The organism is Collinsella sp. OF02-10 (assembly GCF_003463445.1).
Classification (GTDB): Bacteria; Actinomycetota; Coriobacteriia; order Coriobacteriales; family Coriobacteriaceae; genus Collinsella.
Genome location: NZ_QSCW01000006.1, coordinates 67,713 through 93,904 on the forward strand (window position 1 = coordinate 67,713; position 26,192 = coordinate 93,904).

The 26,192-nt window shown below is 61.2% G+C and carries 20 protein-coding genes and 4 tRNA genes; 13 read left to right on the plus strand and 11 right to left on the minus strand.

All coding sequences use genetic code 11. From position 1 onward, the window contains the following. Nucleotides 1–87: 87 nt before the first annotated feature. Nucleotides 88–1,137: a tryptophan--tRNA ligase gene (gene trpS, locus DXA43_RS04530; protein ID WP_117806382.1), complete on the minus strand. Its 1,050-nt coding sequence runs from the start codon at nucleotides 1,135–1,137 to the stop codon at nucleotides 88–90. Nucleotides 1,138–1,298: 161 nt separating this feature from the next. Then, nucleotides 1,299–2,498 carry an MraY family glycosyltransferase gene (locus DXA43_RS04535; RefSeq protein ID WP_117806383.1) on the minus strand — a complete coding sequence of 400 codons (1,200 nt, stop codon included), beginning with the start codon at nucleotides 2,496–2,498 and terminating at the stop codon, nucleotides 1,299–1,301. A gap of 524 nt (nucleotides 2,499–3,022) precedes the next feature. Here DXA43_RS04535 and DXA43_RS04540 point away from each other — a divergent pair. From DXA43_RS04540 to proB, 5 genes are all read left to right on the plus strand, one after another. Further along, a complete protein-coding gene (locus DXA43_RS04540; protein WP_117735601.1) occupies nucleotides 3,023–3,961 on the plus strand; it encodes a radical SAM protein in 939 nt (312 codons plus the stop codon). Nucleotides 3,962–4,154: 193 nt separating this feature from the next. Further along, nucleotides 4,155–4,227 (plus strand) — tRNA-Ala (locus DXA43_RS04545). Nucleotides 4,228–4,292: 65 nt separating this feature from the next. Then, entirely contained in the window at nucleotides 4,293–4,712 is a 420-nt protein-coding gene (locus tag DXA43_RS04550; protein WP_117806384.1) for a hypothetical protein, read from the plus strand. An 83-nt stretch (nucleotides 4,713–4,795) separates the two neighbouring features. Beyond that, nucleotides 4,796–6,301, plus strand: coding sequence for a nicotinate phosphoribosyltransferase (locus DXA43_RS04555; protein WP_117806385.1), 1,506 nt, complete (start codon nucleotides 4,796–4,798; stop codon nucleotides 6,299–6,301). A gap of 79 nt (nucleotides 6,302–6,380) precedes the next feature. Beyond that, a complete protein-coding gene (gene proB, locus DXA43_RS04560) occupies nucleotides 6,381–7,508 on the plus strand; it encodes a glutamate 5-kinase (RefSeq protein ID WP_117806386.1) in 1,128 nt (375 codons plus the stop codon). Nucleotides 7,509–7,607: 99 nt separating this feature from the next. Here proB and DXA43_RS04565 read toward each other — a convergent pair whose 3' ends face one another. Beyond that, nucleotides 7,608–9,026: an alpha/beta fold hydrolase gene (locus DXA43_RS04565; protein WP_117806387.1), complete on the minus strand. Its 1,419-nt coding sequence runs from the start codon at nucleotides 9,024–9,026 to the stop codon at nucleotides 7,608–7,610. 112 nt (nucleotides 9,027–9,138) lie between these two features. Between DXA43_RS04565 and DXA43_RS04570 the strand changes: the two genes are divergently transcribed. Then, on the plus strand, nucleotides 9,139–10,425 hold the full coding sequence (locus tag DXA43_RS04570; RefSeq protein WP_117806388.1) for a glutamate-5-semialdehyde dehydrogenase: 1,287 nt from the start codon (nucleotides 9,139–9,141) through the stop codon (nucleotides 10,423–10,425). Between the two features lie 70 nt (nucleotides 10,426–10,495). Here the strand turns inward: DXA43_RS04570 and DXA43_RS04575 are convergent, their stop codons facing one another. Both DXA43_RS04575 and DXA43_RS04580 read right to left on the minus strand, forming a co-directional pair. Continuing rightward, nucleotides 10,496–11,095, minus strand: coding sequence for an HD domain-containing protein (locus DXA43_RS04575; RefSeq protein WP_089572031.1), 600 nt, complete (start codon nucleotides 11,093–11,095; stop codon nucleotides 10,496–10,498). Between the two features lie 108 nt (nucleotides 11,096–11,203). Continuing rightward, complete coding sequence (locus DXA43_RS04580; RefSeq protein WP_022094807.1) at nucleotides 11,204–11,689, minus strand: CarD family transcriptional regulator; 486 nt, start codon at nucleotides 11,687–11,689, stop codon at nucleotides 11,204–11,206. A gap of 342 nt (nucleotides 11,690–12,031) precedes the next feature. On the opposite strand from DXA43_RS04580, the gene argS reads away from it, so the two are divergent. The 4 genes from argS to DXA43_RS04600 all read left to right on the plus strand — a co-directional run bounded on the left by argS (nucleotide 12,032) and on the right by DXA43_RS04600 (nucleotide 19,132). Further along, on the plus strand, nucleotides 12,032–13,885 hold the full coding sequence (argS, locus tag DXA43_RS04585) for an arginine--tRNA ligase (RefSeq protein WP_117800437.1): 1,854 nt from the start codon (nucleotides 12,032–12,034) through the stop codon (nucleotides 13,883–13,885). A 529-nt stretch (nucleotides 13,886–14,414) separates the two neighbouring features. Next, the gene (gene rho, locus DXA43_RS04590) at nucleotides 14,415–16,961 is read left to right on the plus strand and encodes a transcription termination factor Rho (protein ID WP_233540017.1); all 2,547 of its coding nucleotides are present in this window, start codon (nucleotides 14,415–14,417) and stop codon (nucleotides 16,959–16,961) included. A gap of 313 nt (nucleotides 16,962–17,274) precedes the next feature. Beyond that, a complete protein-coding gene (locus tag DXA43_RS04595) occupies nucleotides 17,275–18,675 on the plus strand; it encodes a hypothetical protein (RefSeq protein ID WP_117806389.1) in 1,401 nt (466 codons plus the stop codon). 7 nt (nucleotides 18,676–18,682) lie between these two features. Continuing rightward, complete coding sequence (locus DXA43_RS04600) at nucleotides 18,683–19,132, plus strand: VanZ family protein (RefSeq protein ID WP_117798239.1); 450 nt, start codon at nucleotides 18,683–18,685, stop codon at nucleotides 19,130–19,132. 114 nt (nucleotides 19,133–19,246) lie between these two features. On the opposite strand, the gene DXA43_RS04605 is transcribed toward DXA43_RS04600, so the two are convergent. Then, a complete protein-coding gene (locus DXA43_RS04605) occupies nucleotides 19,247–19,684 on the minus strand; it encodes an ROK family protein (RefSeq protein ID WP_233540018.1) in 438 nt (145 codons plus the stop codon). Nucleotides 19,685–19,701: 17 nt separating this feature from the next. Then, nucleotides 19,702–20,883 (minus strand): pyridoxal phosphate-dependent aminotransferase, encoded by a 1,182-nt coding sequence (locus DXA43_RS04610; RefSeq protein ID WP_117806390.1) that lies wholly within the window; start codon nucleotides 20,881–20,883, stop codon nucleotides 19,702–19,704. Between the two features lie 166 nt (nucleotides 20,884–21,049). Here DXA43_RS04610 and DXA43_RS04615 point away from each other — a divergent pair. The 3 genes from DXA43_RS04615 (at nucleotide 21,050) to DXA43_RS04625 (ending at nucleotide 21,343) form a co-directional block, all read left to right on the plus strand. Continuing rightward, a tRNA-His gene (locus DXA43_RS04615) sits at nucleotides 21,050–21,126 on the plus strand. A 22-nt stretch (nucleotides 21,127–21,148) separates the two neighbouring features. Beyond that, a tRNA-Lys gene (locus tag DXA43_RS04620) sits at nucleotides 21,149–21,224 on the plus strand. A 43-nt stretch (nucleotides 21,225–21,267) separates the two neighbouring features. Further along, nucleotides 21,268–21,343, plus strand: a tRNA-Lys gene (locus tag DXA43_RS04625). A gap of 83 nt (nucleotides 21,344–21,426) precedes the next feature. Here the strand turns inward: DXA43_RS04625 and dinD are convergent. The 4 genes from dinD to DXA43_RS04645 form a co-directional block, all read right to left on the minus strand. Further along, the gene (dinD, locus tag DXA43_RS04630; protein ID WP_117806391.1) at nucleotides 21,427–22,287 is read right to left on the minus strand and encodes a DNA damage-inducible protein D; all 861 of its coding nucleotides are present in this window, start codon (nucleotides 22,285–22,287) and stop codon (nucleotides 21,427–21,429) included. 161 nt (nucleotides 22,288–22,448) lie between these two features. Continuing rightward, the gene (locus tag DXA43_RS04635) at nucleotides 22,449–23,975 is read right to left on the minus strand and encodes an FAD-dependent oxidoreductase (protein WP_117806392.1); all 1,527 of its coding nucleotides are present in this window, start codon (nucleotides 23,973–23,975) and stop codon (nucleotides 22,449–22,451) included. Nucleotides 23,976–24,230: 255 nt separating this feature from the next. Then, nucleotides 24,231–25,235 (minus strand): GGGtGRT protein, encoded by a 1,005-nt coding sequence (locus tag DXA43_RS04640; protein WP_055252290.1) that lies wholly within the window; start codon nucleotides 25,233–25,235, stop codon nucleotides 24,231–24,233. Nucleotides 25,236–25,253: 18 nt separating this feature from the next. Further along, nucleotides 25,254–25,988, minus strand: a complete 735-nt coding sequence (locus DXA43_RS04645; protein WP_117806393.1) for an iron-sulfur cluster assembly scaffold protein — start codon at nucleotides 25,986–25,988, stop codon at nucleotides 25,254–25,256. Nucleotides 25,989–26,192 lie beyond the last annotated feature (204 nt).

Below are 26,192 nucleotides of genomic sequence, written 5' to 3' on the forward strand. Positions count from 1 at the left end.
GCAGAGCCGAACCGGTCGGGCACCAAAAAAGGCGGACGCACTAGCGCCCGCCCTATAGCAATCGAAAGTTCTAGCCAGCAGATCGATCTAGTACACCATGCCCATGGCGTCCTGAACCTCGGCCAGGGTCTGCTCGGCAATCTCGTTGGCGCGACGGTTGCCCTCGTGCAGCACGTCCTTCACATAGTCCAGGTCGTTTTCGTAGCGCTGACGACGCTCGCGGATCGGCGCGAAGTACTCGTTGACGGCCTCGGTCACGTACTTCTTGAGCTGGCCGGAGCCGCCCATGCCAATCTCTTCGGCAATCTCGACCTCGGAACGGCCAGTGCAGATGGCGGCCGTCGAAAGCAGACCGGACACGCCGGGGCGGTTCTCGGGATCGAATGTGATCATGCGCTCGGAGTCGGTCTGGCTCTTCTTGATGCGCTTGGCCGTCTCCTCGGCGGTCATCGAGATGTTGATGGCGTTGCCGTAGCTCTTGCTCATCTTGCGACCGTCCAGGCCCGGCAGTAGCGGGGTCTCGGACAGCAGCGCTTCGACCTCGGGGAACACTTTGCCGTAGCGGTTGTTAAAGCGGCGGCCGATGGTGCGGGTGAGCTCGATGTGCGGCAGCTGGTCGCGACCGACGGGCACCACATTGCCCTTGCAGAACAGGATGTCGCAGGCCTGGTGCACCGGGTAGGTGAGCAGAAGGCCGGTGAGCTCGTGGCCCGAGGCCTCCATCTCGGCCTTGACCGTGGGGTTGCGCGCCAGCTCGGCCTCGGAGACCAGCGACAGGAACGGCAGCATGAGCTGGTTGGCGGCGGGCACGGCGGAGTGCGCGTAGATCATGGTCTTGTCGGGGTCGATGCCGCAGGCAAGGTAGTCCATGACCATGTTGTACACGTTGTCCTGGATGTGCTCGGTCGTGTCGCGGTCGGTGATGACCTGGTAGTCGGCGATGAGTACGTTGGTCTTGGCACCCATGTTCTGCAGCTCCACACGGCCCTTGAGGGTGCCGAAGTAGTGACCCAGGTGCAGGCGGCCGGTGGGGCGGTCGCCGGTAAGCATGGTGAACTTCTCGGGCGTTTTTGCCAGGCCCTCGCGAATGGCGTTGCTCTTTTGCAGCGCGACTTCGTAGCTGTTCTCGTTTGGCATGATTGCTCCTAACGTATGTTCATTGGTCAAGATGATAACGCGTTTATTGGAGGGGCGGGTCGTAAGTAGGCGAGGGGCGGGAGATCGGCGGCATGTGCGATGGGCGCGGCATGGCTGCGCGTTTGGCCGGCGGCGCCTGGGCGCTTCCTCGGCAGCTTACCCTAGAGCTTGTGGTGGCGCTCTTCCTTACGTTCCTCGGCTGCCTGCTCCTCCTGCTTAAAGGCGGGGTCGTCGGGGGTGACGAGCTCATCCTCGTGTGTGCGCTTGTTGTAATGGTGGCGCAGCACGGGCTCAAACAGATGTAGATGCTTGGCAAAGGCCGCCGAACCAATGGCGAGCACGGCAAAGATGAGCACGCGCATGGGCACCTCGACCTGGTTAATCGCGGCGGCGCCGGCCGAAAGCATGATGCACCAGGCGTAGATGAGGAGCACTGCCTGTTTTTGGTTGTAGCCTTCTTGGATCAGGCGGTGGTGGATGTGGCCCTTGTCGGCCTGCCCGATGCTAATGTGGGCGCGCTTGCGGCGCACGATGGCGCTAAACGTGTCGATGATGGGCACGCCGGCAACGATGAGCGGAATGATAAGCGAGGTGAGCGCGGCGGTGCGGCTCACGTTGAGCAGCGAGATGGAGCCCAGCGCAAAGCCCAGAAGCAGCGACCCCGAGTCGCCCAAGAAGATGCTTGCGGGGTTGAAGTTGTAGCGCAAAAAGGCCAGACAGGCGCCAAAGAGCGCAATGGAGAGCGCGGCGGCGTCGATGCGGTCCGAGAGAACGGCCATCGAAAACATGGTGAACGACACGATGCCGCAGATGCCCGTGGCCAAGCCGTCGAGGCCGTCGATGAGGTTAATGATGTTGGTGAATGCCACCAGATAGATCACGGTGATGGGGTAGGCGAGCCATCCGAGCATGATCTCGCCGGGGGCAAACGGGTTGACGATGACGCCGATCCGTAGGCCGCCGATACAGGCGATAAGCGCGGCGAGGACCTGTCCGGCCAGCTTTTGCTTGGGCTTGAGCTGGAAGACGTCGTCGATAGCGCCGGTCGCAAAGATGACGGTAAAAGAAAGCGCAAGTATGGGGTAGCTGATGTGCAGACGGGGGTGGGGCACCAAAACGGGCGGCCAACCCAGGTACCAGGTGCCTAGGATTTGCACAATACAGGCAACGACCAGGCCCAAAAACACCGCCGTTCCGCCCAAACGCGGGATGGGCTTGGTGTTGATGCGGCGCTTAGAAGGATAGTCGACGGCGTCGAGCTTAATTGCCAAGCACTTGACCAGGGGCACCGTGAGGAAGGTCGTGATGAAGGCCGCTGCTGCCACGCATAGATACGGTATGTAGCTCGGGGATGAAGCCATGAATCTAAAAACCGCCAAGCGTCGAAGGAAAAGGTCAAAGGTTGCTAAGCGCAAAGGGCATAGCCGAACCATGATACTCGACCAAGGGGGGTGCATGGAATTGCACGCAGCGATAATCACGCGCTTACCAGATATTAGGGTATTGTCGATAGCTTGTCGGGATACCGGCGGGGATCCATATGGGCTGTAATGGTGGTTTTCGGCAAATGAAAACCACCCCCCACGTTACGAAAATGAACCCACCTAAAACAGGTGGGTGCCCTCATCGACTGTTCCAGCGTCCTTAACAACGAAGGATACCTGTACTAGGTACGACTGTGTGGGCTCCCTAAATAAACGCGACGGTTCACCCAGTTGCTCCGCGGGGGGCGGAATACCTACATCATAAAGTGGCACTTTGTCGATTCCAGTCTTGACATTATAAAAATCGTGTCGGACGATTACGGCGCCTTGGGCTCGAGCCGTCTGTGCGGTTGGTCCCTTTACGTTTGAGCTGCTGAATCATTGTTTTGGAGCATGTTTTTATGCCGACGTCGTTGACCGAACTTTTTTCGCCCGCCTGCCATTTGTGTCCGCGCCGTTGCGGTGCGGCGCGCGACGAGGGCGCGCGTGGCGTGTGCGGCGCCGACAACACGCTTAAGGTCGCCCGCGCGGCGCTCCATATGTGGGAGGAGCCGCCCATTTCGGGCGAGGCCGGCTCGGGTACGATTTTCTTTAGCGGCTGTTCGCTCAAATGTATCTACTGCCAAAACCACGAGATCTCGACGGGCAATTTCGGTCTTGAGATTTCGCCCGAGCGTTTGGTCGAGATTATGCTGGAGCTGCAGGACCAGAGCGCCAATAACATCAACCTGGTGACGGCGACGCACTATGCGCACCTGTTGCCTGCCGCGATTGCCGCGGCACGGACGCGCGGGTTGGTCATCCCAATTGTCTACAACACGAGTGGTTACGAGCGCGCGAGTGCCGTGGCGGCGCTGGGCGACCTGGTCGACGTGTGGCTTACGGACTTTAAATATGCCGATGCCGGGCTTGCGCAGTCGCTCTCCCACATTAAGGACTACCCGCGTGTGGCCGTGTCGGGCTTAGCGCAGATGGCACGCGAGATCGAGCGCCGCGGGGGAGAGCTAGTGGACGAGAATGGGCTCATGAAGCGCGGCATGATCGTGCGCCACCTGGTGCTGCCGGGGCATGCGGATGACTCGTGCCGCGTGCTAGACCTTGTGTGGCAGACGGTGGGCGACGTGCCGATCTCGGTCATGAACCAGTACACGCCCAATGCGCTCATGCGCGAACAAGGCGGCGACCTGGCGCGCGCCGTGACGCGCGAGGAGTATGAGCAGGTGCTCGACCATGCCGACGACCTGGGCTTTACGACGATGTTCTGGCAAGAGGGCGGCGCGGTAGACGAGAGCTTCACCCCAGCCTTCGATACCACCGGCGTCCTTACCAGCACAAAGTAACGCATTCGCCGATGATTTTTCTGGGACGGGGATTAAAAAATCATTCGGTACACAATGTTTTTTAATCCCCGTCCCAGAAAAATCATCGAGAGGATCGCCTGCTCGAAAAGTTGTCAAAATAGCCGCGCCCCAAAAAGACTGATTATTGGGCGTTGACAGTTGGCGAGCCGTAGGTAAAATATCGACTTGTCCTGGGGACGTAGCTCAGTTGGGAGAGCGCTGCCGTCGCATGGCAGAGGCCGAGGGTTCGACTCCCTTCGTCTCCACCCTTGGATTTGATAAGCCGCTGACATTGTGTCGGCGGCTTTTTTTAAAAAGAAAGGGCTGAACTATGACCGAGCTTGAGTCCCAACCACTGTCTGCCGAGGAGCGCGCCGAGTTGGAAGAGCTCCGCGCCGAGAAGGCCCGCCGCGAGGAGCAGGAAAAGGCTCGTCGCGAGCGTGAGGAGCTAGCCGCCCTGCGCGCCGAGCGTACGAAGGCCGAGGAAGCCGTCGCCAAGGCCGCATCCGAGCCGGCGCCGACCGCGCCCAAACCTCAGCCTAAAAAAGCCGCTCGTCCCAAGCCCGTCGATTCCAAGCCGAGCCGTGACGAGATGACGTTTGCCCAGCGCATGGTCACCTCTAAAGAGCCTGTGGACGAGGACGATATTCCTGGCATGCCGCCGGCTCAAAAGCTCATCATCGCGCTTGCCTTGATTGGGTTTATCGTCTTTATGGGTTACACGATCACGGGCAGCATGGGGCTGCATTAACCGATCTGCACCCGGCACCCCGCTCGCGTATTCCACCCCGCCCAACCCTCAACCTCTGTACAACGTATCCGAAAGGTCGCCCCATGGCTTTGACCGATATTTCGCATCCCACCGACATCGCAATGCTCACCGATCTGTACGAGCTCACTATGGCCCAGGGCCTGTGGGAGAGCGGCAAAGCCAATGAGCAAGGTTGTTTTACGGCGTTTTACCGTGACCATCCGTTTGGTAGCGCGTACGCCGTCATGTGCGGCACCGCCGAGCTTCCCGAGCTCGTCGAGAATTTGCGCTTTACGTCCGAGGATATCGAGTACCTCGCCTCGCTTCAGGCTCCCGCCGGCGGTGCGATGTTTAAGCCCGCATTCCTCGACTACCTGCGCAACTTCCGCGCGCACGTGAACATTGACGCCGTGCCCGAGGGTGAGCTTGTTTTTCCGCGCGAGCCCATGGTGCGCGTCACTGGCCCCGCGCTGGAGTGCCAGCTGCTCGAGACGGCACTGCTCAACATCGTCGGCTTCCAGACGCTCGTCGCCACCAAGACGGCACGCGTGGTGTTGGCGGCGGACGGCCGTCCCGTCGCCGAGTTTGGCCTGCGCCGTGCCCAGGGTCCCGATGGCGGTCTGGCCGTCGCCCGCGCAAGCTATGTGGCCGGCTGCTCGTCCACGTCTAACGTGCTTGCCGGACGCCGTTACGGCATCCCCGTCTTTGGCACGCACGCGCACAGCTGGGTGATGAGCTTCGATTCCGAGCTCGAGGCCTTCCGTGCGTTTGCCAAGTCGAGCCCCAAGAACTGCACGCTGCTCATCGATACCTACGACGTGCGCGAGGGCTGCGAACATGCCATTACGGTTGCCAAGGAGATGGAGGCGGCGGGCGAGCGCCTGTCGGCCATTCGCATCGACTCGGGCGACCTGGCTAAGTTGTCCAAGTATGTTCGCGGCCGTTTTGACGCCGAGGGCCTGCCCTATGTGGGGATTTCGGTCTCCAACGATCTGGACGAGTACACGATTCAGTCGCTGCTCGACCAGGGCGCGCCCATCGATAGCTTTGGCGTGGGTACCAAGCTCGCGACCTGCTACGATCAGCCGGCGCTGGGCGGCGTGTACAAGCTTTCGGCCCGCCGCGCGAGCGACGGGGAGCCGTGGACGCCGGTGGTGAAGCTTTCCGAGCAGCCCTACAAGCGCACGATCCCCGGCGTGCAGCGCGTGCGACGCTATTACGATGGCTTTGGCGGCCCGGTCTGCGACATGATCTATGACGAGGACCATCTGGCAGGGGAGGGCGCCGCGCGCGGCAATACCCTTGTGGCCGTGAACGATGCCGCCCTGGTGACCGACGTGTCCGAACTTGAGTATCGCGAGCTGCTGGTGCCGATCGTGCGCGATGGCAGTGCGGTGGCTCCGCGTGAGAGCATCCAGGACGCGCGCGAGCGCTGTGCTTGGGCGCTCGACCATCTGGACGCAGCTTTCAAGCGCTTCCTGTACCCGCAGACCTATGTGGTGGGTATGGAGCAGGGCCTGGCTCAGGTGCGCGACGAGCTCGTGCGCAAGAACATGGCCGCGGCCTCTGCCTTTCCCTGGGCTCACTAATTCCTTGGGCGGTAGGGGCGAGTCACGCTTCCCTGGCCGCCGGCTCGGCCGTTCGCTGAACAGTTGATTGGTTTGACGTATGACGACTTCTTATAAAACGATGGTGGTAAAGATCGGTTCGTCCACGGTGGTGGGTGCCGATGGCAAGGTCAACCGCGCCTTTATCGGCGGACTTGCCGATCAGGCCGCAGCGCTGCGCAAGCTCGGCTGGCGTCTGGTTGTGGTGAGCTCGGGCGCTATCGCCTGTGGCTATCCCGTGTTGGGCTTCGACCGCAAGCCGGTCGGTGACCTGCCGAGCCTGCAGGCCTGCGCCTCGGCCGGTCAGTGCATCATCTCGTCGGCCTACGACGAGGAGTTCCATGCGCGCGACCTGCTCACCTCGCTCGTGCTGCTCACGCGTCACGACACGGCGCGCCGCACGTCCTACCTGCACGCGCGCGACGCCCTGCTTCGCCTTGTGGAGCTGGGTGTGGTGCCGGTCGTCAACGAGAACGATACCGTCACCGTCGATGAGATCAAGTTTGGCGACAACGACACGCTGGCGGCGCTTGTGAGCTGCCTGGTTTCTGCCGATCTGTGCGTGACGCTTTCGGACATCGATGGCCTCTACACCGCCAATCCACACGAGGACCCGACGGCCGAGTTTATCCCGGTCGTGCGCAAAATCGATGCCAAGATTATTGCCTCGGCGGGCGATTCTTCCACATCGGTGGGCACGGGCGGCATGATTACCAAGATCCGCGCGAGCCGCATCCTGATGACGGCGGGCATTCAGAGCGTGATTTGCTCGGGCGAGGAGCCCGATGCGCTCGTGCGTCTCGCCCGCGGCGAGAGCGTGGGCACGCTGTTCGATCCGCCGGCGGAGCGTCTGGACATCGCACCCCGCAAGCTGTGGATCGCGCTGGGCGACAAGGCACATGGCTCGGTGACGGTCGATGATGGTGCTGCGAAGGCGCTGGTCAGCCGTGGCTCTTCCCTGCTTGCGGTGGGTATTCGCGAGGTCGATGGCCAGTTTGCCGAGGGCGATGTGCTCGATGTGTGCGATCCGAGCGGTATGGTCGTCGCCCGCGGTATCGCCGAAGCCGATTCGGACGTGCTGGAGCTTGCTGCCGGTCGCCGCCAGGACCAGATCGCCAGCAACCGCCTGCTCGCAGACCTGGCCGAGAAGCCCGCGATACACAGGGATAACTTGATCGTATTTGCATAAAGAAAGACAGCGCTGCGGATCGTTTCCCGTGGCGCTGTCTTTCTCGTGCCGGCACTTGGGGACGTTCCTTTTGTGCCGGCAGGTGGGGACGCTCCTTTGCTAGAAGATTTGGCGCAGGTCTCCGCGGTTGAGGGCTTCGTTGAAGAGGTGCTTGAACACCACGCTACCGTGTAGACCGTCGTGCTCGAACTCGTTGGTCACCCAGGCATGCGAGTTACCCACGCGGCTGAGCGTATCGAGCTGCATGCCCGAATCGACGTACATGTCGTCGAAATACACCGCGGCCTGCAGGGGCACCTCGTTGCACGCCAGTCGCTGCGGGTCGTAGATCTTGTCCCAGCTGGTGTCTTCCATCAGCAGGTCCATGGCGGGCTTGAAGGGCTTGAGCTCGGGCATCTGCTCGAACATCCACGGGAACATGGCCTCGCCGGTAAACATGAGCGGGCGCGCGAGGGTGTCAAACTCGGCGCGGTGTGCCTTCTCTTCAGCCGCGGCCCAGCCAATGGGCATGGTGTCACCGTCGGCGTATATGAACTCCTGCAGCGTCCAGTACAGCGGATTCGTGCGCGTGTTGGTGCGCTCGAAGGCGCGCATCAAAAAGCTGTCGGATACCGAGGCGCCGCAGGTCAGCGCGCCGTCGCCGTCAACAAAAGCGTGATCGATAATCCAATGCATGCGCTCAAAGCTCGGCTTCATGCCAAAGTCGCTGCCCATGAGCTGTAGGCGCTCGACCGTCATCGGCGAGCCGTCGGGCAGCACGGGCTTCTGAGCCTCGAGCGCATCGGCCAGGGCTGCCACGCGCTCGACGTCGGCAGGGTAGCGGTCGTAATACTGCTGCGTCTTGGCGACCATGCGCGGGAAGGTGTGCGCGTAGACTTCGCTTGCGCTCGCCGGCACGTGGGGGATGCCGCCGCAGGTAAAGCTTGCCGCCACGCCCTCGGGGAAGAGCGACAGATAGCTCAGCGTCAAAAAGCCGCCGTAGCTCTGCCCGAGTGTGACCCAGGGCCTGCCGCCAAAGCCTACCAGGCGCAGGTACTCAAAATCGCGCACGATAGAGCTGGCGAGGTGACGCTTGAGGAAGTCCGCCTGCGAGCGTGCTGTATCGGCGCCGGCGGCCTCGGCGCGATCGCCCAAGGTGGCAATCGTGCGTCCGTCCACGCAGCTACTGCGTCCGGTGCCGCGCTGGTCGGGCAGGACCACGCGGAAGTGCTTGACGGCCTCTTCGATCCAGCCATCGCTTGTGGGCGACAGCGGACGCGGGCTCTCGCCGCCGGGGCCGCCCTGCAAAAACAGGAGCAGCGGCAGATCGTCGTTGATGCGGTCGGGCGCGCAAACCACGCGGTAGAAGAGCTTGATGCTCTCGGGCGCGCCGGCGATGGGCGCCGGCATAGCGCCGCGGCGCATGGTGCTGCCGACGGCCAGGAGCATCGGCTCCAGGCCGCGCCAGTCGAGGGGGACGTCGATGCTGTGGTCCTCGACGTAAAGGCCGGGGACGTGGTACGAAGTGATGAGGGCCATGTGAGTCTTCCGTTCGTTGCGGTGTTTCGGGTTGACCAATTCTACCGCCGTGGGCGAGGCCATGCGCAAATCGGCTACCATGGTTGCAAACTTCTAGGAGAAAGGGCCGCCCATGTCGGTCGATATAGCCACGTATGTCCACGATCTTGCCGTTGCCGCCAAGGCAGCGTCGGCCTCGCTTGCCACGGCGAGCGATGAACAGCGCCAGGAGGCCGTGCGCGCCATGGCCGCAGCGCTGCGCAACGGTATCGACTCCATCGTTGCCGCCAACGAGCTCGATATGTCCGCCGCGCGCGATGCGGGTACCTCGGCCGGACTGCTCGATCGTCTGCTGCTGACGCCCGAGCGCGTCGAGGGCATGGCCGCCGGCCTGGAAAAGCTCGCCGAGCTGCCCGATCCTGTGGGCCGCGTGCTCGACCACCGCGTGCTCGCAAGCGGCGTGGACCTCACCCGCGTGAGCGTGCCGTTGGGCCTGGTCGCCATGGTCTACGAGGCACGCCCCAACGTGACGGCCGACGCCGCGGGCATCTGCATCCGCACCGGCAACGCCTGTATTCTGCGCGGCGGCTCGCTGGCCTATCACTCGTGTGCCATGATTGCCGAGCTACTGGCCAATGCCCTCGAGGCCAAGGGCTTCCCGCGTGAGGCCGTCTCGATGATTGAGTCTACCGACCGCGAGGCAACCGGCGAGCTCATGAAGCTTCGCGGCATCGTCGATGTGCTCATTCCGCGTGGCGGTGCAGGCCTGATCCAGCGCTGCGTGCGTGAATCGCTTGTGCCGGTGATCGAGACGGGCACGGGCAATTGCCATATCTACGTGCATGAATCCGCCGACTTTGATAAGGCACTCAACATTATCGTTAATGCCAAGATCCAGCGCGTAGGCGTGTGCAATGCCGCCGAGTCGCTGCTGGTCGACCGTGCTGTGGCCGATGCGTTTTTGCCTGCGGTCGTGGCCGTGCTGCATGATCACGGCGTGTTCATTCACGGCGACGAGGCAACCTGCGCCGCATGCGCCGATGCCGGGCTTGCCGAGGGTGATGACTACGTCGCCGCGACTGAGGAGGACTGGGGCCGCGAGTATCTGGCGCTCGAGATGAGCGTGAAGGTCGTGGCAAACGAGGACGAGGCCATCGCGCACATCAACCGCTACGGCACGATGCACTCCGAGGCCATCGTTGCCGAGGACACGGATGCTTGCGAGCGCTTCCTGGACGCGGTCGATGCCTCGGCCGTGTACGCCAACGCCAGCACGCGCTTTACCGACGGCGGCGAGTTTGGCCTGGGCGCCGAGATCGGCATCTCGACCCAAAAGCTCCACGCCCGTGGCCCCTTTGCCGCCGAGGCCCTCGCCACCTACAAATACAAGCTCCGCGGCACCGGCCAGGTCCGCCCCTAAACCCCTTGTAAACGAAAACCGCCACAAAAGTGCCTGTCCCCTTTGTGGCGGTTTTAGGTGGCGTGGGCGGTTAGGCCTGGAAGGTATCGCGGTCGGGGGCGAAGGACTGCATGGCCGCTATGGTGCGGTCAAAGAGCTCGGGGAGCTCCCAGCCCAACATCTCGGCGCCCTGCGAAATCACGTCGCGCGAGCAGCCGGCGGCAAAGCGCTTGTCCTTGAACTTCTTCTTGAGCGACTTGGTCGTAAAGTCCATAACGCTCTTGCTCGGGCGCATGATGACTGCAGCGCCGATCAGGCCGGTGAGCTCATCGCAGGCAAACAGGATCTTTTCCATCTGCAGCTCGGGTTTGGGCAGCGAGGTGTTGAAGTCCGACGTGTGCGTCTGGATGGCGCGAATGAGCTCGGGAGACGCACCTTCGCCCTCAAGAATCTCGGCAGCATAGATGGTGTGGTTCATGGGGTCGTCCTCATGCTCCTCCCAATCCAGGTCGTGCAGCAGACCGACGATGCCCCAAAACTCCTCGTTCTCGGGGTCGAACTCGCGCGCAAAGTAGCGCATAGTGCCCTCGACCGTCTCGCCATGGGTGATGTGGAACGGGTCCTTGTTGTGTTCGTTGAGCAGTTCGAACGCGCGGTCGCGGGTGATTCCGGCGGTAAGCGGCTCTGCCATAAGAGACTCCTTGTGCTCGTGGGTATCGATAAGAATGAATACTACTAGAACAAGAAAACCACCACAAAGGTGTCTGTCCCCTTTGTGGTGGTTTTTGGCGCGGATGGGTTAGTTGAGGGCGGCTTGGGCTAGGCGAGCTTCGGCGTCCTCCTCGGTGACGCCCAAGGCCACGGCGAACTCCTCGATGGAGCGACGCTTGGCCTCCTTGAGTACGCGCATGTAGTAGGAGCTGGGCTTTTTATCAGCTTCCTCGGCCTGGCGAATGCGGTGCATCATGGTCTTTGCCACGCGGACCGTCTCGGGCGCGCCCAGCTTGAGCTGCTGCTTAAAGTGCGTCTCCTCAAGCGAGCTGTTACGCTCGGTAAAGGTGTCGCACTCCAGCTCGTCATAGTGGCTCAGCAGGTGCTCGGCATCTTGCTGGGAGATGGCGGCATGCAAACGATCGGCCTGCGCCACGGGGTACATGAGGATCGTCTGCGCATGTCCCTGCTTGGTCTCGAGCAACAGCATGGGCTGCGGCGTGTCGTCCCTAAAACCGACGACGGTGCAGACTCCCTGACCCGGATGAATGACGTGTTGACCGATTGAGAACATGCTACCTCCAACTTATACGAATTTACGTATGTCTAGAATAACACGCTGACGTGCGCAAACCCTTACTTTATGCAGGAAAAGCACACAATTCTGATAGGTAAGAGTATTCGATAACAGACGCAGCTCATTCACACCTTTATGCATTTTCAACGCCTGCATAATCTGCAGGCAGACCGGCATCTTTGAGTGACTCCATGCAAGCTGTAGTCATTTTTGTGCATATGCAATATCTATTAGCTTTACCCTGCGACAGTGCCCGTCGCTTGTGATAGAGTGCTACAAACTCTGGCTTTTGCCCTACGAGTGACCAAGAGCTCGGGGGCTTTAACACAAGGAGGATCTATGCCCGAGAAGATTGAAGAGCTGGTACGCGCTGCGCTTGCTGCGGCCCAGGAGGCCGGCGACCTTTCCGCATTTGAACTTGACGATTGCGCTATCGAGCGACCGGCTGACACTTCTCATGGCGAGTGGACCTCTACCATGGCCCTGAAGTCCGCCAAGCTGGCCCACTGCGCCCCGCGCAAGATCGCCGAGGCCATCGTTGCCCATATGCCCGAGGACCCCGCGATCGAGAAGGTCGAGATCGCAGGCCCCGGCTTCATCAACTTCTACCTCTCCGTTGCCGTCAAGAATGCCATCTTTGGCGAGGCTCGCGAGAAGGGCATGGACTTCGCTAAGTCCAACGTCGGTGGTGGCCTGAAGACCCAGGTCGAGTTCGTTTCCGCCAACCCCGTCGGCCCCATGCACATCGGCCACGGCCGCTGGGCCGCGCTGGGCGATTCGCTCTGCCGCGTTATGGACCACGCCGGCTATGAGATCCAGCGTGAGTTCTACATCAATGACCACGGCTCTCAGATGAACACCTTCGGCAACTCCATCAGCACGCGCTATATGCAGCTTGCCGACATCATCGCCAAGCAGGGCGTTGATATCGACGAGGCTCACAAGCTGCTGATCGCCGACCGTGACGCCTTTGTTGCCGACGAGAACGACGAGCACCCCGAGACCCATCCGTATCAGGACAACTTTGCCGAGACCTTGGGCAAGGACTCTTACGGCGGCGACTACATCATCGACGAGGCCGCCGAGTTCTGGCGCACCGACGGCGACAAGTGGGTCGACGCCGATCCGCAGGAGCGTATGGAGAGCTTTCGTGAGCGCGGCTACGTGAAGATGGTCGACAACATGCGCGACCTCTGCCACGCCGTCAACTGCGACTTTGACCGTTGGTACTCCGAGCGCTCGCTGTATGTGAAGGACACCGAGGGCGAGACCGCCGGCACCTCCGCCGTCGACCGCGCTTTTGAGAAGCTCGACAAGATGGGCTACCTCTACACCAAGGACGGCGCCCTGTGGTTCCGCTCCACCGATCTGGGCGACGACAAGGACCGCGTCCTGATCAAGTCCGACGGCGAGTACACCTACTTCGCCTCCGACGTCGCCTATCACTGGGATAAATTCCAGCGCGTCGACCACGTCATCGACATCTGGGGCGCCGACCACCACGGTTACATCGAGCGCGTCCGCTGCGTCTGCGACGCTCTGGGTTACCCCGGCAAGTTCGAGGTTCTACTGGGCCAGCTCGTCAACCTGCTGCGTAACGGCAAGCCCGTCCGTATGTCCAAGCGCAAGGGCACCATGGTGACCCTTCAGGAGCTCGTCGACGAGGTTGGCTCCGATGCCGCTCGCTACACGCTCATCTCCAAGAGCTCCAACCAGATGGTCGACTTCGACATCGAGGCCGTTAAGAAGCGCGACAACTCCAACCCGGTCTATTACGTGCAGTATGCTCACGCCCGCGTGTGCTCCATCCTGCGCCGTGCCGCCGACGTTACCGCCGAGCAGGCCGACGAGATGGGCATGAAGGCCGTTGCCGCCAAGGCCATCGGTGAGAACGTCGATTACTCGCTGCTGACCGACCCGACCGAGCTCGCCCTTTCGCGCAAGCTCAACGAGCTCACCGACCTGATCGCCAGCTGTGCTCGCGATCGCGCCCCGTTCCGTCTGACCCACTTTGCCGAGGAACTCGCCGGTGACTTCCACAGCTTCTACGCTGCCTGCCAGGTGCTGCCGAGCGAGGGCCGTCCCGTCGACCCCGAGCTTTCGCGTGCCCGTCTGGCCGCTTGCGATGCCGTCCGCGTGACGCTCGCCCTGGTGCTCACCCTCGTTGGCGTTTCCGCGCCCGAGCAGATGTAACCTGCGGGTCATTTGACCGTGTAGGTTTGGTTTAACTGAGCCCTATAAGCCCGATCTCCCACGGAGGTCGGGCTTTTTTCGCAAATGCCGACGTATTGACGAATTTGGAACTGCTGGAAATACGAAACTATGCCGGTTTACTACGATGAATTGGGAATTTCCAACCACGCCGGCTTTTCGCAAAAAAGCGCAAGGCATCTACCTGCGGTTTTAGTTCAACATGTTTCGGAGTGGTCGCGGTTGATCGATTCGTCGTAGTAAACCGCCATAGTTTTGGCGGAGGCAGTCTGATTTGTGGGTGGTAGACCAAAGAGTGTCCCTTTTGACTAGTCGTTTAAGAACGCCCCTAATGACTAAGTTGCAGGTGGCGGCGGTTGTGTTACACTAACGCTGCGTAGTTGACGCAATCATCTCGATACAGATCAATGATGTCCGTCGTTTTGAACGGAACTAGACTGTTTAGCCGCCCTGAAGGTTTATGCAGGGAGCATGTGATCACAGGGCTTGAAAAGAAAGTTGAGCAAACACTGTGTCTGATCAACAGCAAGAAATCGAAATAACGACGACGCAAGCCGCTCCCGCTGCACCGGTTGCGTCGGACCAGGTCGCGGCGCCCGCGCAAGCCTCGGCTCCCGAGACGCCTAAGGCTGCTTCGACGCCTGCGCCTGCAACTGGTGAGGAGGCTGCTCCGGCAAAGCCCAGGCTCGCGCGCCGCACGGCCAAGCCTGCCGCTGACGGCGAGGAGGTCACCAAGCCCAAGCGCCGTACCACGCGCACGACGCGCGCCAAGCGCACCGTTGCAGCTGACTCCTCGGTGCCGATTTCCGATGAGGTCGCGCAGGCACGTGCGTTGGCGCAGATTAGCGAGGCTCAGGTGGTGCGCGCCCGCCGTCGTGCTGCCGAGCGCGAGGCCGCGGCTCTGACCGAGCTTGCAGCTCCGTCTGTGCCCGAGACGCCTGCCGCCATCGAGACCCCTGCCGCCGACCTGCCGACCGAGAAGCCGGCACCGCGCACACGCCGCCGCACGGCTGCTAAGGCCGAGCAAGTTGCGGAACAGGTAGCCCCCGAGCTCACTGAGGCTTCGGTCCGTTCCGCGGCAGGGGAGGGCGCATCGCCTGCTGAGCCCGCTGTGCCTGTCGAGGCCAGCGAAGTTCCCGTTGTCGATCCGGCTTTGCGCCCGCACCGTCGCGGTCGCAAGCCCAAGGCCTTCGTCGAGGCAGAGAAGGCCGCAGCCGCAGCCGCCGCCGCTCGGGATGCTGCGGCGACCGCCGAGTCTGCAACCGCTGCCGATGCACCCGTCCAGGATGCTACGACTTCCGAGGCCGCTCCCGCCGATGCCGAGCCCGCCGACGTCCGTCCCGGTCGCAGCCGTCGTACTGCTGCTAAGCGCACGTCCAAGGCCAAGGCTGCCAAGAAGGGTGCGTCCGAGGATTCTGCCGAGACGACCGCCGATGCGTCGACTGATGTCGCCAAGGCCCAGGACGTCGAACAGCCTGCGTCCGAGAAGCCCAAGCGCGGTCGTAAGAAGTCCGTTAAGGCCAAGGCGTCCGAGCAGCAGGATGTCGAAGCGCAGGTTGATTCTGGCGCCGAGGCCAATGACGCCGCCGCGGCCAATGTTGGCACCGCCGCAACCGATGGTGCCGCCCCCGCTGAGGGCGAAGACGGCACTCGTCCCAACCGTCGCCAGCACAAGCGCAACGACGAGCGCAACGAGCGTAAGGACGACCGCAACAACGACCGTCGCAACCGCCAGCGCGATCGCAAACAGCGCAACAAGGAGCGTAATGCCGCTCCCACCGAGCCCACGCTTTCGCGCGAGGAACTCGCGGCCATGAAGGTCGCTGAGCTGCGCGAGAAGGCTAAGGAGTTCGAGATCGAGACGACCGGCAAGAAGAAGGCCGAGCTCGTCGAGGAAATCTACGTCACCGCTGCGAAGGCCGAGGGCTTCCGCGACATCAAGGGCATTCTGCAGATTCGCCCGGACAGCTCCGGCATCATCCACGCCCATGGCTACATGAAGTCCAACGACGACGCCTTCGTGCCCGCCTACCTCATCCGCTCCGCGCGCCTGCGCACGGGCGACGTCATCGAGGGATCGCTGCGTCCTTCGCGCGGCGGCGACAAGCGCGCCGGCCTCGCCAAAATCACGACCGTCAACGGTCTGGACCCCGAGCAGATTCGCAACCGTCCCAAGTTCGGCGACCTCACCCCGGTCTATCCCAACGAGCCGCTGCGCATGGAGCACGGCAAGGACTCTATTACCGGCCGCGCCATCGACATCGTGTCACCGATCGGCAAGGGCCAGCGCGGCCTGATCGTGTCCCCGCCCAAGGCCGGCAAGACCACGATCCTCAAGAAGATCTGCCAGTCTATCTCGATTAACAACCCCGAGGTGCACCTCATCTGCCTGCTCGTCGACGAGCGCCCCGAAGAGGTCACCGATATGCAGCGTTCCATCAAGGGCGAGGTTGTGGCGTCGACCTTCGATATGCCTGCCGACAACCACACCCGCGTGGCAGAGCTCGTCATCGAGCGCGCCAAGCGCATCGTAGAGCTGGGTGGCGACGTCGTGGTGGTGCTCGACTCCATCACGCGCCTCGCCCGCGCCTACAACTTGGCGGCGCCCGCCTCGGGCCGCATCCTTTCGGGCGGCGTCGATTCGGCGGCCCTATATCCGCCCAAGCGCTTCCTGGGTGCAGCCCGCAATATCGAGAACGGTGGCTCGCTTACCATCCTGGCCTCTGCCCTCATCGACACCGGTTCCAAGATGGACGAAGTCATCTTTGAGGAGTTCAAGGGCACCGGCAACATGGAGCTTAAGCTCGACCGCGACCTGGCCGACCGCCGCATCTTCCCGGCTATCGACCCCGTTGCCTCCGGTACGCGTAACGAGGACCTGTTGGTCGACGAGCAGATGCGTCCGTTTGTCTTTGGTCTGCGTCGCATTCTTGCAGGCATGAACAACACCGAGCGCGCTGCCGCATCGTTTATTAAGGGTCTTAAGGGCACCAACACGAACCAGGAGTTCCTGGTGCGTTCGGCCAAAAAACACAGCGACTACGAGCAGACGTTCTAGGTTGTCATCCACGCGCAGCGATAGTCATCAATGCGATAAAGGGTCGGGGCTTTGAGCCTCGGCCCTTTTCCATAGCGCCGCTCCGCGCTTATTTTTGACCGTAAGACCGACGAGCAGCAGGTTTCCCGTTTCAATCCGACATCGTCGCTTGCAATCGACAGGGCGGTTTCGCATAATAGCTTTTAAGCTTCGCGACGGAAAACGCAGATGAAACGAACCATATACCGTTGCTTTGGGGCATAGCCCCGCTTCATCTTCTCTCGCGCAGCCAACTGAATGATGCGATTTGGGTGCTGGAAGATGGGGAGAGCTCATGGCTTCTTCTGATGCAACACAACGAGCAGTCCTTGCCGGACTTTCGTGCGGGATCGGCCTTGCCGCTCCCGTGGTTATGTATGCCGCGACGCTGCCGTTTTCGTCGGTGAACGAGACGGTCGTGGCGGGTGCGGTTCCCTTCGCCGTGGGCGCGGTGGCGGGCGTGGGCATCTATGCCGCCTCGCTGGGTATCTCCGAGTATCGTGCGCAGCGTGAAGAGCGTCTGTTCCAGCCCGATGCCATGGGCGGTGCCGCCAATCTCAATCAGCATCAAAGCGAGTTCAAGACCGCCTCGATTCCAGCTCAGCAGCAGGATGCGACTCCTTACGCTGCGACTTCTGCTTCTCAGGCTCAGTCGGAGCAGTCTACCTCGGCATTCCTTTCCGGCCTGACTGGTGCGTTCCAGCGCCGTCATGCCGATGATGGTGTCCCTACCATCGCTCGAGCCGCAGATGCTATGGACGAGGACGAGGCTTGGTCTATGATCGACAGTATGCTCGACGACGATTCGCCGGTGAGCTGCGACCCTGCACACTCGCGCGACGTCTATCAAGTCGCCATCGACGAGCTCACCAACGGCGGGCAGTCCGGCTCCTTCAATCGCGACGACATCGCCGCCGCGGCACGCGCCGTGTCTGGCTCCCAGGCCGCCCCTGCGGGCAGCACGGCGGCTTTCGTGGCACTCGTCGCCAACGCGGCAGCCAATAACGCCTACAGCGCTACCTCGGCGGACGCGAACGCTTCTGCCGATAATTCGTACGTTGATGAAGCCATGACCGCGGACGAGGAGGCCGTTGCCGCCCGCCGCGCCGCCGAAAGCTCGCTTTGGGGCGCTCCTGCCCAGCAGCAGGCGGCTGAGGCTGCGCCGTACAACGCAAACCTCGCCAGCATGCCTATCATCTCCGGTGTCGCGGACATCGATCTCGATGACCTCGATGGGCCTGCAGCCATCACCGCATCGATTGATGCCCAAGATCGCATCGACACCGGCGACCTTCCGGACGCTTCGCTCGAGGTTGATGTCCCCATGGCCGATTACTCAGGCCACGAGGACATGTGGGCCGCCGCCACCGCGATTCTGGATGAGATTGACGAGCCTGCTCCTGTTGCAGCCCCCGCTCCCGTCACTGCCCCTCAGCCTGCTGCCCCCGCCTATGTCGGCCGTCACAGCGCTGTGTTCCCCGAGGATACCGCCCGTATCTCGCGCGAGGGCATCGAGCGAGCCGAGGCTATTGCCGCCGGCATTATGGAAAATCGTCGTCACGAGCGCGTCAATCAGATCCTCGAGGAAGAGATCGAGCGCCTGCAGTCCTCTACCGCCAAGCGTACGGGCCGTGCCTATCTGAGCGTTATCGAGGGCGGTACCGCCAGCTTCGCGCCACTCCGCGCGGAGGCATAACTTCTGCATGGTTAAGATCAATCGAAAATGGGCGGTCGTGACCTGCCTGATGGCGCTCTTGATCTGGGGCAATTCGCTGGTTCCCGGCTCGGGGTCGGGCTCGCTGAGCCTAACGGTCATGGAAGCTATCCGCGATTTCCTGCACGGCGTGGGACTTCCATATGCATGGGTGACCAACTTTGTTGTTCGCAAGTGCGCGCATTTTACCGAGTATATGGTGCTCGGCATCCTGGCAACGCATGCCTTTGATTATGAGGGGCGGCGCACCTTTGACGTGCTGCTGCCCACGGCGGTGTTCCTGCTGCTGATTCCTTCGATCGACGAGACGATTCAGCTCTTTGTGCCGGGACGCGCCGGCATGATCACCGATGTGATGATCGACTGCTGTGGAGCGGCAACGGGCGTTGTGCTCCGATATCTCTTACGGCCGCTGATGCGCGCCAAAAAAGCCGCCTAGGACGTATTGTTTGGTCCTAGGCGGCCTTTTTTATTTGAGGGCTTATATGAGGCGTGGTGGCGTCGTTCCGTAGGTCGGATTTGCCGGGCGCGCCACGCCCTGTGGGTGCGTCTGCTACTGAAGCGCCTGAGCGCCCAGGGCCAAGCAGCCCATAATGCCCTGTTTGCCCTCGAGGCTGTTGTTGACGATATAGCTATCAATGTCGGCCATCTCGGGCGTGACGATGTAGCCGTTGAGCATCTCGGCGCACTTCTTGCGCGCGAGCGGCACGATGGGGGTGTGGTCGGCCACGCCGCCACCGATGACGATCTTCTGCGGTGCGTAGCACAGGATGTAGGTCATGAGCGCCTGCGCCAGATAGCCGGCGAGCAGGTCCATGGCCTCCGGGTCATCGGCCATCTCTCCGGCGCTCTTGCCACCCCAGCGCTTTTTGACGCCGGGACCGGCGATGAGGCCCTCGAGGCAGTTGTCGTGGAAGGGGCAGCCGCCGTGCTCGCCAATGGTGTCGCGCGGGTCGCGCGTGACCAGGATGTGACCGGCCTCGGGATGCATTTAGTGCCGGGCCGTACTTACCCGCGCGGGTTGATTTTATCACGTAGCGACTTGAGGTTCTCAAGCGCAGCGTTGAGCGTCTCGTCTCGCTTGGCAAAGTGGAAACGAATCAGATGGTTGACGGGCTCGCGGAAGAAGCTCGAGCCCGGAACGGCGCCCACGCCCACCTTGGAGGCCAAATCCTCACAGAAGTCGAGGTCGCTGTCATAGCCAAACTCCGAGATATCCATCATCACGTAGTAGGCGCCCTGCGGCACGTTGTGCTCAAGACCGATGCTATCGAGCCCCTGACAGAATAGGTCGCGCTTGGCGGTGTAGAGGTTGAGGACCTCCTGGTAATAGCTGTCGTCGAATTTGAGGGCGGTGACGACAGCTTCCTGCAGGGGAGCGGCAGCACCCACGGTGAGGAAGTCGTGGACCTTTTTAATGCGCTCGGTGATCTGGGCCGGGGCGATGGTGTAGCCCAGACGCCAGCCGGTGATGGAGTACGTCTTAGACAGCGAACTGCAGCTGATGGTTCGATCGAACATGCCGGGCAGCGTGGCCATATAGACGTGCTCGTGGGGCGCGTAGACGATGTGCTCGTATACCTCGTCGGTAATGCAGTAGGCGTCGTACTTTTTGCAGAGGTCGGCGATTAAGGTGAGCTCCTCGCGCGTAAAGACCTTGCCGCAGGGGTTGGACGGGTTGCACAGGACGATGGCCTTGGGATCGTTGTCGCGGAAGGCCGCCTCGAGTGTCTCGCGGTCAAAGTCGAACGCAGGTGGGTTAAGCGGCACGTAGATGGGCTCGGCACCCGAGAGGATCGTGTCGGCGCCGTAGTTCTCGTAGAATGGCGAGAAGATGACGACCTTGTCGCCGGGGTTTGTGACCGTCATCATGGCGGCCATCATGGCCTCGGTGGAGCCGCAGGTGACCACGATGTTCTCGTTGGGGTTGATCGGCATGCCCATAAAGTGCTCTTGCTTGGCGGCAAGCGCCTCACGCATGGCCTGGGAGCCCCAGGTGATGGAGTACTGGTGATAGAGCGGCTTGGGGTCGCTGGCGATGGCGCTCAGGCTGTTGAGCAGCTGCGCCGGGGGATCGAAGTCGGGGAAGCCCTGCGACAGGTTGACGGCGCCATACTTATTGGAGATGCGCGTCATGCGGCGGATGACCGAATCGGTAAACGTTGCCGTACGGTTGGAGAGTTCTTTCATGCTTGTCCTTTCGAGCATTTGCAGTGGGGCAAGTTTACTCCTATGAAACCGGTGGGAATTGCTCGAAATGGTCTCGAAAAACTCTTTTCAAAATTCTTGAAAATTGGGGCTTGCATCGCGTGGCGTTCCTTGCAATAATAGTCGAGCGCGAAGCGCACAGGACACGGTGGGTGTAGCTCAGTTGGCTAGAGCGACGGGTTGTGGTCCCGTAGGTCGAGGGTTCGAGTCCCTTTACCCACCCCAGTTCTTGCTTCGTGTTGATATCGGGTCGTTAGCTCAGTTGGTAGAGCAGGGGACTCTTAATCCCAAGGTCCAGGGTTCGACCCCCTGACGGCCCACCACACGATATCTCCTCTAAAGTCCGCCACAACGGACTTTAGCTTTGGGTCGTTAGCTCAGTTGGTAGAGCAGGGGACTCTTAATCCCAAGGTCCAGGGTTCGACCCCCTGACGGCCCACCAAAGATTGTTAAGACGGTCAGCGAAAGTTGGCCGTCTTTTTTATTAACCTCGCATGGGGCCGAACCCGTAAGGGCGCAGACGCTTTACAAGTCGAGCCTGCCCTGGGGGTCGGTGAATCCGTCTGTACCCTCCTTGAGCTTTTTCTCGTCTGCTTTCACGCGACGTTCGAGCTTCTTTGTATCTTCGGCAGGCGGTAGGTTCTCGGGTACAATTCCGCGGTCGATGAGGCTGCCACGCACGCTTGTGTTGTTCTCGACGTGCTCTTGCTTGATCTGGTCCAGACCGTACAGGTCGTGTTCCTCGGCGTTGAAGGCCGTCATCGAGTTCGTAAGGTCCTTTGCTTTGATGAGAACATCGGCTAGCCTGTCCGCCAATGCCGAGCTCTTGGATACGCCGAGCTGTTGCTTCATTTCCGCCGTGCTTCTGCCGCCGAATAACGCTTCATCGCCCTTCGACTTGATGATCGCGAATCCTTTGGAGTCCACGCCGCGTTTGAACGCAATACCCGAGAGCTGTTTCTCTGAATCAGATAGCGAGTGGCGCGCCTGCAAGCGCTGAATCTCTGCGAAGCGCTGCTCTATGAGCTCTTGGCGGCGCGTCTGCACGGCGAAGTACGCCTGTGCGAGCGCGATTTCTTGCTTGTTTGAATCTCCGTTCTGGGCGATTAAATAGCATGCATAGCGCGTAAGTTTGTAGTCTTTAACCGCGCGAGCGGCGACACCGGCAGTTACCATTTTCGTGGTGTCACGAAAATGGGAATCAACTGGAGTTTTGTTTGTTTCGCACGAGACTTTTGCCCTCTTAACAACTTCGGCAAAGTTCTCCCATCGAGTGTACCCCATAGGTTCCATTAAATCGCGTGCGAGCCAATACTCAACGCCGTCTTCCACATTGGCGTAGCTATCAAGTTTGACACGCCATTTCTCGATATCTCTACTGTCCATATCTCCTCCTCGCTGGCCTATTGTCTATGCGGGCTTTGCCCGCTCTGTATTCAGAATTAGGATACGCTGCCGTGCGGACACGAATGGGCCCCGTGCCACTTCGAGTTCACGGGGCCCATTGATATCGATTAGTTGTGTTTTGCTTTAGATAGGTGTCCAGTTTAATTCGCTCGATAGTGCGATCCGAGGCCTTCGGTTCGCTTACGCATGGCTTTGATCATTTCCCGTGCTAGTTGAATCTGCGATTGCAGGCGGGCAAGGGCTGCGACTTCGCTGTCGTTGGCATGCGGCTTGCTCAGCGCCGTTGCGTCGTCTTGCAGGCTTTCAAGCTGTTGCAGGGCCTTGGATAGACCCGCTTCGGTCCTGTTGATCATGCAGTAGGTACTCATTGTGCGTTTGAGGCAGCGGGTCAGGCGCTCGGCGTCTGCTGTAGCTATGCCATGCTGGGGGAGGGCGATATCCATCGGTGCGGCCGCCTCAGGAGCGTCCAGCGCTGCTAGGGCTGCCGATGCGCCCGCAATGCGCCCGAACACGATGCCATTGGCACTCGACAAGCCGCCGATGCGGTCGGCGCCGTGCATGCCGCCTGTTGCCTCACCGCAGGCGTAGAGGCCCTCAACGCCTGCGTACGCGGTCTTGTCGATTTTGATACCGCCGTTGGCGGCGTGGGCATACATCGCCACGCGCATCTCGTCGGTCGGCGCGATGCCGTGCTCGTCTTGCAGCCAGGTGGCAAAGGTCTGCACAAACTCTGGGACATCCTCGCGGGGGAAATCGTAGTGGAGCGCCAGGCCTTCGGCTCCCGCTTGGTCGATGGCTAGGTCGATAGCGCGAGAATCCAGACGCGAAGTGAAGGGACCGTATCCGGAGCGTTGCTCAAGCAGGTCGTCCAGCTTGTTGTCGGCAATATCTACCGGCTGGTCAAAATGTACGTAGCGCCAGGTTTTCTCGTTGAAGACCAAGTTGCGCTTGGGCTCGATGAAGCCGGGCATCATCTGCATGAACTCTATATTAGTAAGTGTTGCGCCGTGCGCCAGCGCGATGGCCTGCGAAGAGCTGAGCACATCGGCGGAAGTGAGGCTGCGCTCGAACAGGCCACCCGTGCCGCCCGCAGCGATGATCGTGGCCTTGGCAGCAAAGGGCACGATTCGATTTTCGGTGAGGTCGTAGAGCACGGTTCCGGTTATTCTGCCGTTCATGTCCTCAACAAGGTCGATAAGCTCATGGCGGGGGAGCAGGCGAATGCCGAGCGACTCGATCCGGGTCGTCAGAGCGTCCTCAAGGGGCTTGCGGGTGAGGCCGCGCCACATGCGCGTCTTGTGGTCAAAGCAGGGGATAAACTGCTTTTGCTGAGCGCTTTCGACGCTTTGCGGACGCTGAAGCTCAACGCCCAAGTCTTGCTCGAGCCATTCAATTGCCTGGGGAATGCCGTGGACGAACGTCTGGACGAGTTCAGGGTCGGCAACGCCGCCACCAACGGTCTGGATGGTATCGATGAGGTCTTGTTCGTCGTCTTCGTTAACGGGTCCGATAAGCCCCAGGCCCCAGGTTCCGGGGAAGAAGCTCGATCCACTCATAGTCTTGCCGGCGCTTGCCACAGCGACGGTTGCGCCCGTGCGTGCCGCTTCGATGGCGGCGCAAAGGCCCGCAATGCCAGATCCAATTACCAGTACATCAGTCGATTCCATCGGATTCCTTTCTCGTCCGGCGCATTGTCGCATGGGTGATCGGCAATGGAGCCGCAAAGACTCGGCAAATCGGTAAAGGGCAAATATGGCCGGTGGGCGTCATGGACGTTCTGACGCTCCGTCTCATCACATCTCGTATTTCGCCCCAACTGATATATCGGCATTAGCTGCCCTGCGACAGCGTAAAAAAAAGAGCCGCCACCTTAAAAGGTAGCGGCTCCAAAGCTCAACTATGTGAGCATCGCGCGGGCGCGACTAGGCCTTGAGGGCCTCCTCGACGGCGACAGCGCAGGCGACGGTGGCACCGACCATGGGGTTATTGCCCATGCCGATGAGACCCATCATGTCGACGTGCGCAGGCACGGAGGAAGAACCGGCGAACTGGGCGTCGGAGTGCATGCGGCCCATGGTGTCGGTCATGCCGTAAGAGGCAGGGCCGGCGCCCATGTTGTCCGGGTGCAGGGTACGGCCAGTGCCGCCACCAGAAGCGACGGAGAAGTACTTCTTGCCAGCCTCGAGGCGCTCCTTCTTGTAGGTGCCAGCGACGGGGTGCTGGAAGCGCGTGGGGTTGGTGGAGTTGCCGGTGATCGAGATGTCGACGTTCTCGTGCCACATGATGGCAACGCCCTCGCGGACGTCGTCGGAACCGTAGCAGTTAACGGCAGCGCGGGGACCATCGGAGTAGGGGATGGTCTCGACGACCTTGAGCTCGCCCGTGTAGTAGTCGAACTGGGTCTTCACGTAGGTGAAGCCGTTGATGCGGGCGATGATCTGAGCGGCGTCCTTGCCCAGACCGTTGAGGATAACGCGCAGCGGCTTCTTGCGAGCCTTGTTGGCGTTCAGAGCCAGGCCGATAGCGCCCTCAGCGGCAGCGAAGGACTCGTGGCCAGCCAGGAAGGCGAAGCACTCGGTGTCGTCGGAGAGCAGCATAGCGCCCAGGTTGCCGTGGCCCAGACCGACCTTGCGGTCCTCGGCGACGGAGCCGGGAACGGTGAAGGCCTGGATGCCCTCGCCGATGATGGCGGCAGCCTCAGAAGCGGTCTTGGCGCCACGCTTGACAGCGAGAGCGCAACCGAGGGTGTAGGCCCACTCGGCGTTCTGGAAGGCGATGGACTGGGTGTTGTTGACGATCTCACGCGGGTTGAAGCCCTTGTCGGTGCAGATCTGCAGAGCTTCCTCGAGGGAGGCGATGCCGTTGTCGGCGAGGCACTTGTTGATCTTGTCAGCGCGGCGCTCGTAACCTTCGAACGTAACAGTCATAGTTATTTCCCTCCCTATCTACTCGTGAACCGGGAACACGCTGGCGACGGAGTGAGTCTCCTCGTCGGTGCGCGGGTCGATGTACTTGGCAGCGTTCTCCCACTGACCATAGTGGCCCATAGCGCCAGCGATGGCCTCCCCGGGGGTCTTGCCGGCCTTGACGGCGTCGGTGAACTTGCCGAGGTTCAGGAACTCGAATGCGATGATCTCGTTCTTGTCGTTGAGAGCCATGCGGGTGACGTAGCCCTGAGCGAGCTCGAGGTAACGAGCGCCCTTGGCCTTGGTGCCGAACATGGTGCCGACCTGAGAGCGAAGGCCCTTGCCGAGGTCGTCGAGGGAGGCGCCCACGGGCAGGCCGCCCTCGGAGAACGCGGTCTGGCTGCGGCCGTAAACGATCTGCAGGAAGATCTCGCGCATAGCAACGTTGATGGCGTCGCAGACGAGGTCGGTGTTGAGGGCCTCGAGGATGGTCTTACCGGGAAGGATCTCGGAAGCCATGGCAGCAGAGTGGGTCATGCCCGAGCAGCCGATGGTCTCAACGAGGGCCTCCTCGATGATGCCGTCCTTGACGTTCAGCGTGAGCTTGCAGGCGCCCTGCTGAGGTGCGCACCAACCCACACCGTGCGTAAGACCGGAGATGTCGGAAATCTCCTTAGCCTGGACCCACTTGCCCTCCTCGGGGATGGGTGCGGGGCCGTGGTATGCACCCTTGGCAACGGGGCACATGTTCTCCACTTCCTGTGAGTACTGCATGCCTCTCCTCTCTATCGTGTTGGCGTCCCGTCTGGGGGTCGTGGCTGGCGATTGCCGGGCGACCCTTCGAAAGGGACATGACATGCAGCCCCTATAATACCGCGAAATGCACGGAATATTCGGCGAACGGCTCAGTTTTCGTAGCGAGAAGTCCGGAAGTTTTAATTGAAACGGTTTAACTATATGTTCTGTGGTCGCGAACTT

What these genes read in the sequence shown, in the direction of transcription:
- DXA43_RS04550 (WP_117806384.1), top strand. Translation starts at nt 4,293, where the DNA reads ATGACCGAGCTTGAGTCCCAACCACTGTCTGCCGAGGAGCGCGCCGAG.
- DXA43_RS04595 (WP_117806389.1), top strand. Translation starts at nt 17,275, where the DNA reads ATGGCTTCTTCTGATGCAACACAACGAGCAGTCCTTGCCGGACTTTCG.
- argS (WP_117800437.1), top strand. Translation starts at nt 12,032, where the DNA reads ATGCCCGAGAAGATTGAAGAGCTGGTACGCGCTGCGCTTGCTGCGGCC.
- DXA43_RS04535 (WP_117806383.1), bottom strand. Translation starts at nt 2,498, where the DNA reads ATGGCTTCATCCCCGAGCTACATACCGTATCTATGCGTGGCAGCAGCG.
- DXA43_RS04640 (WP_055252290.1), bottom strand. Translation starts at nt 25,235, where the DNA reads ATGACTGTTACGTTCGAAGGTTACGAGCGCCGCGCTGACAAGATCAAC.
- DXA43_RS04635 (WP_117806392.1), bottom strand. Translation starts at nt 23,975, where the DNA reads ATGGAATCGACTGATGTACTGGTAATTGGATCTGGCATTGCGGGCCTT.
- dinD (WP_117806391.1), bottom strand. Translation starts at nt 22,287, where the DNA reads ATGGACAGTAGAGATATCGAGAAATGGCGTGTCAAACTTGATAGCTAC.
- trpS (WP_117806382.1), bottom strand. Translation starts at nt 1,137, where the DNA reads ATGCCAAACGAGAACAGCTACGAAGTCGCGCTGCAAAAGAGCAACGCC.
- DXA43_RS04575 (WP_089572031.1), bottom strand. Translation starts at nt 11,095, where the DNA reads ATGGCAGAGCCGCTTACCGCCGGAATCACCCGCGACCGCGCGTTCGAA.
- DXA43_RS04570 (WP_117806388.1), top strand. Translation starts at nt 9,139, where the DNA reads ATGTCGGTCGATATAGCCACGTATGTCCACGATCTTGCCGTTGCCGCC.
- DXA43_RS04540 (WP_117735601.1), top strand. Translation starts at nt 3,023, where the DNA reads ATGCCGACGTCGTTGACCGAACTTTTTTCGCCCGCCTGCCATTTGTGT.
- DXA43_RS04610 (WP_117806390.1), bottom strand. Translation starts at nt 20,883, where the DNA reads ATGAAAGAACTCTCCAACCGTACGGCAACGTTTACCGATTCGGTCATC.
- DXA43_RS04600 (WP_117798239.1), top strand. Translation starts at nt 18,683, where the DNA reads ATGGTTAAGATCAATCGAAAATGGGCGGTCGTGACCTGCCTGATGGCG.
- DXA43_RS04645 (WP_117806393.1), bottom strand. Translation starts at nt 25,988, where the DNA reads ATGCAGTACTCACAGGAAGTGGAGAACATGTGCCCCGTTGCCAAGGGT.
- DXA43_RS04580 (WP_022094807.1), bottom strand. Translation starts at nt 11,689, where the DNA reads ATGTTCTCAATCGGTCAACACGTCATTCATCCGGGTCAGGGAGTCTGC.
- proB (WP_117806386.1), top strand. Translation starts at nt 6,381, where the DNA reads ATGACGACTTCTTATAAAACGATGGTGGTAAAGATCGGTTCGTCCACG.
- DXA43_RS04555 (WP_117806385.1), top strand. Translation starts at nt 4,796, where the DNA reads ATGGCTTTGACCGATATTTCGCATCCCACCGACATCGCAATGCTCACC.
- DXA43_RS04605 (WP_233540018.1), bottom strand. Translation starts at nt 19,684, where the DNA reads ATGCATCCCGAGGCCGGTCACATCCTGGTCACGCGCGACCCGCGCGAC.
- DXA43_RS04565 (WP_117806387.1), bottom strand. Translation starts at nt 9,026, where the DNA reads ATGGCCCTCATCACTTCGTACCACGTCCCCGGCCTTTACGTCGAGGAC.